General features: G+C 72.9%; 3 protein-coding genes. All 3 read right to left on the reverse strand.

Annotated elements, in window-relative coordinates:
- Positions 1-583, reverse strand: a 583-nt coding sequence (locus ACWF94_RS36450) for an SRPBCC family protein (RefSeq protein WP_453498856.1), incomplete at its 3' end; no start/stop codon positions are given.
- A 121-nt stretch (positions 584-704) separates the two neighbouring features.
- Positions 705-2,342 (reverse strand): polyamine aminopropyltransferase, encoded by a 1,638-nt coding sequence (locus ACWF94_RS36455; protein ID WP_453498858.1) that lies wholly within the window; start codon positions 2,340-2,342, stop codon positions 705-707.
- Between the two features lie 289 nt (positions 2,343-2,631).
- Complete coding sequence (locus tag ACWF94_RS36460; RefSeq protein ID WP_453498860.1) at positions 2,632-3,180, reverse strand: DUF2617 family protein; 549 nt, start codon at positions 3,178-3,180, stop codon at positions 2,632-2,634.
- Positions 3,181-3,577 lie beyond the last annotated feature (397 nt).

Below are 3,577 nucleotides of genomic sequence, written 5' to 3' on the forward strand. Positions count from 1 at the left end.
GTCCCGGCTCCGGCGTACCGGGGGGCTCGTCCCCGACGAGCCCGAGGCGCTCGGCGTCGGCGCTGCTCACGGGCCCCGGCCCCTCACTGCCGACGGCACCCGCCGCACCCGCCGCACCCGTCGGCCCGGGCGGTTCGGCCGCGACCGTCGCCAGGCGTTCGGCGAACCGGTCGAGGAGCCGTCGGGCGGCCTGTTCGACGGAGTGGGGCGGAAGCTCCGCCAGGCGGCCGGCCGGGTCGGCGGTGGCGGACGCGGTGACGTTCAGCGTCGTACCGCCGTCCGCGTCGACCGGGCGGACGGTGAGGGTCACCCGGACCGAACCGGTGCCGCGCGACTCCGTGCCGTCGCCTTCGGCGGTGAACACGTCGCCCTGCTCGACGGTGCGCAAGGTGCCCCGGTAGGTGATCGAGTGGTTGCCGATACGGACCTTGAGCCGGCCGGAGAGCTGCCCCCCGGGCCCGGCGGCGTCATCGGCGTCGGCGCTGCGCTGGAAGCCGTGGAGACAGCGCGCGACCCGCGCGGGGTCCCTCAGTACCTGTCGGACGGTCTCTGCCGGAACCGGAACGAACACCTCATGGTCCATGGAGTCGAGCGTACTCAGAGGGACTTCACGCGTCTGCGTTTCGGCCACGGCCGTGTCCGCCGGCCGACCCCGCGGGGGTGCAGGGGACAGGTACCGGGTCCCCGAGCGCGCGGCCGTCGCCTCAGTCCGTATAGCGCGGGTGCACCAGCGTCGACGGCGGCAGCCCCCGCACTCGCGTACGCTCCGCGCCCCAGGCATCGGCCGTCAGACCCGCCCTGGTGAGCGAGCGCGGCGGGGGGCCGTCCGGGTGGAGGCCGAGCCGGGGGGCGCGGCCCGGGGCGGCGAGCAGAAAGCCCCGGTCGCGCGGCCCGGACGCGGCACCGGTGCCGGAGCCGGTGCCGGTGCCATCGCCGGAACCCGAGTCCGAGCCGGAGCCGGAGCCGGAGCCGGTGCCGTCGTCCGACTCGGTGGCGCGGTAGGGGCTGGTGCCGAAGCCGGCCGCCCTCAGGGTCGCGTCGACGGTCCAGTACGTACGGGGGCGGGCGGCGAGGGGCCCGGCGTGGACGACGAGCCGCCCGCGATCCGCGAGGACCGCCGTGAGGAGTCCGTAGAACTCCTGGGAGTAGTACTTGGTGCTGTGGGTGATACCGGGGTCGGGCAGATCCGCGATCACCACGTCGTAGCGGGAGCGGGGGGCGCGGAGCCAGCCGAAGGCGTCCCCGGTGACCACCCGTATGCGCTGGTCGTCGAACGCCCGCCCGTTGAGCGCGGCGAGCGCCGGGTCGGTACGGGCGAGGCGTACGAGACCGGGGTCCCGTTCGACGACGGTCACCGACGTGGCGCCGGGGTGGCGCAACACCTCGCGGGCGGCGAGGCCGTCGCCCCCGCCGAGGATGAGCACCCGGGAGTGCGGACCGGCCATCGCGGGGTGGACCAGTGCCTCGTGGTAGCGGTACGCGTCGCGTCCGCTGACCCGCAGTCTGCCGTCGAGGAAGAGGTCCACCGGGCCGGAGGGGCTGCCGGTGAGGACCACCTCCTGGACGTCGGTGCGGACGGCGACCCGCACCTGGTCGCCGTAGACGGCCTGGCGGGCGGCCCGCTCGAAGTCGTCGACGAGCACGGTCGCGGTGCCCAGCAGGGCGAGGACGCCGACGTTGGCGGTGAGCAGCCAGCCGCGCGCGCGGCGGGTGAGATCGCGGCGGAAGAGCCAGAGCACGAGCGACCCGCCCGCCAGCGCGTTGACCGCGCCGGTCAGCAGGCCGCTCGTGAGCTGGCCGAGCCAGGGCAGCAGCAGAAACGGGAAGGCGAGGCCGCCGACCAGCGCGCCCACATAGTCGGCGGCGAACAGATCGGCGACCGTGCCTTCCGCGTCCCGCCGGGAGATGCGCTGGATCAGCGACATCAGCAGCGGGATCTCCGCGCCGATCAGCACCCCGATGGCGAGCGAGAAGCCCACCAGCACGGTGTGCGACTCGCCGAACCACGCGAACGACGCGTACAGCACCAGCGCCGAGCAGCCGCCGACCAGCGCGAGCGCCAGCTCCAGCACGCCGAAGCCGACGGCGGCCCGGCAGCGCAGCCGCTTGGCGAGCAGCGAGCCGATGCCCATCGCGAAGACCATCAGTGCCAGGACGACGGACGCCTGGGTGACGGAGTCGCCGATCAGATACGAGGCGAGAGCGACCAGCTCCAGCTCGTACACCAGTCCGCAGGCGGCGCAGATGAAGACGGTCAGCAGCACGAGGTACCGGCCGGCGGCGGGGCGCACCGGCAGCTGTGCCGCACTCTGGGGCGTGGACAGCTGCGGCCGGTCGATCATGCAGTAACGCTACGTCACGATATGGGCGCACCCTGCCACCCACACGTGTGTTCCTCTCTTGATAAACACCGATAAAACCTGATGAACCCCGTCGAACTCTGTAGAACTCCGGCTAACCCCGTCGAACTCTGTCGAACCCTGACGAACCCCGATGAACCGCGCCGGACATCACCGGAACGTCGGGCCGGGCACGGCCGGGTTCGGACAGGCACGGCCGGGTTCGGACAGGCACGGACAGGCACGGACAGGCACGGCCGCGCACCGCCGGGCGGGACTTGCGAAACACGCTTTAGAGCAGCGCGGGCGCCGCCCTACGTCTGGCCCGGGAGCCCTGCGAGACCGAGCCCACGCGGGTACGGGTGACGACGAGCCGCCCCTCCTGCGGATAGGCGTGCCAGGTGCGCCAGCGCACCTGGCCCTCGGCCCGGTGCGCCATCATCGCGGTGAAGGCGTGCGGGGAGCCGGGGAAGGTCCCGGCGAGGGAGTTGGGATGGTCGGCGACCAGGGCGAGCAGCTCCTGCGCGCGCCCGGCGAAGGAGCCCTGGGAGAGGGTCTCCACGCGGGCGGCGAACTCGTACTCCCAGTCCCCGAGTCTCTTGGCGACGCCCAGCGGCAGGGGCGTACTGCTGCCCGGCATACAGGCGACGGTCTCGGAGCAGCTGCCGTGCTCCTCCTCCAGAAGTACCTGATGGGAGGCGCCCAACAGTCTGAGCTGGAGCTTCGCTCCGGATAGCTCCAGATCGAGGACGGCCAGGGCGGGCAGCGGCTCCCGACCGAGCGCCCAGGCGAGGTCGTCGGCACGGGTGTCTGTGTAGGCGGTATGGAGGGTCGTGAGCATGGGTCGGCTCCGCAAACACGCTTCGGCGGTGGACACGTGGACCTGAGGCGCCCCTGAGCGGGAGTTCAAGAGGTGGGGGGACCGCCTGCTCGGGGCCGGAAAGGCCGACCCGAGGGCTGGATGGTTCCAACAGGTTCCGTCAGCGACTGAATCATGAAGTACGCGGCGCCCACAGTCTTTTTACCCAACTTGCAGGGGTTTCCATCCCCTAGGGGGCCTTACGGTTCAACTGTTCAACAAAAATCCCCATGAAACCCCCACGAAGCGGGCCGGGTCCCGTCAGCCCCGGCACCATGGCCACGCCCCGGCAAAGTGGCGGGGGGGCGGGGCCCCCCCCCCCCCCGCGGCCGCCCCCCCCCCCCCCCCCGGGCGGGCGCCGGCCCCCCCCCCCCCCCCC

The sequence above is a fragment of the Streptomyces sp. NPDC055078 genome, assembly GCF_053607985.1.

Coding starts and splice junctions, on each gene's coding strand:
- ACWF94_RS36455 (WP_453498858.1), bottom strand. CDS start 2,342: ATGATCGACCGGCCGCAGCTGTCCACGCCCCAGAGTGCGGCACAGCTG.
- ACWF94_RS36460 (WP_453498860.1), bottom strand. CDS start 3,180: ATGCTCACGACCCTCCATACCGCCTACACAGACACCCGTGCCGACGAC.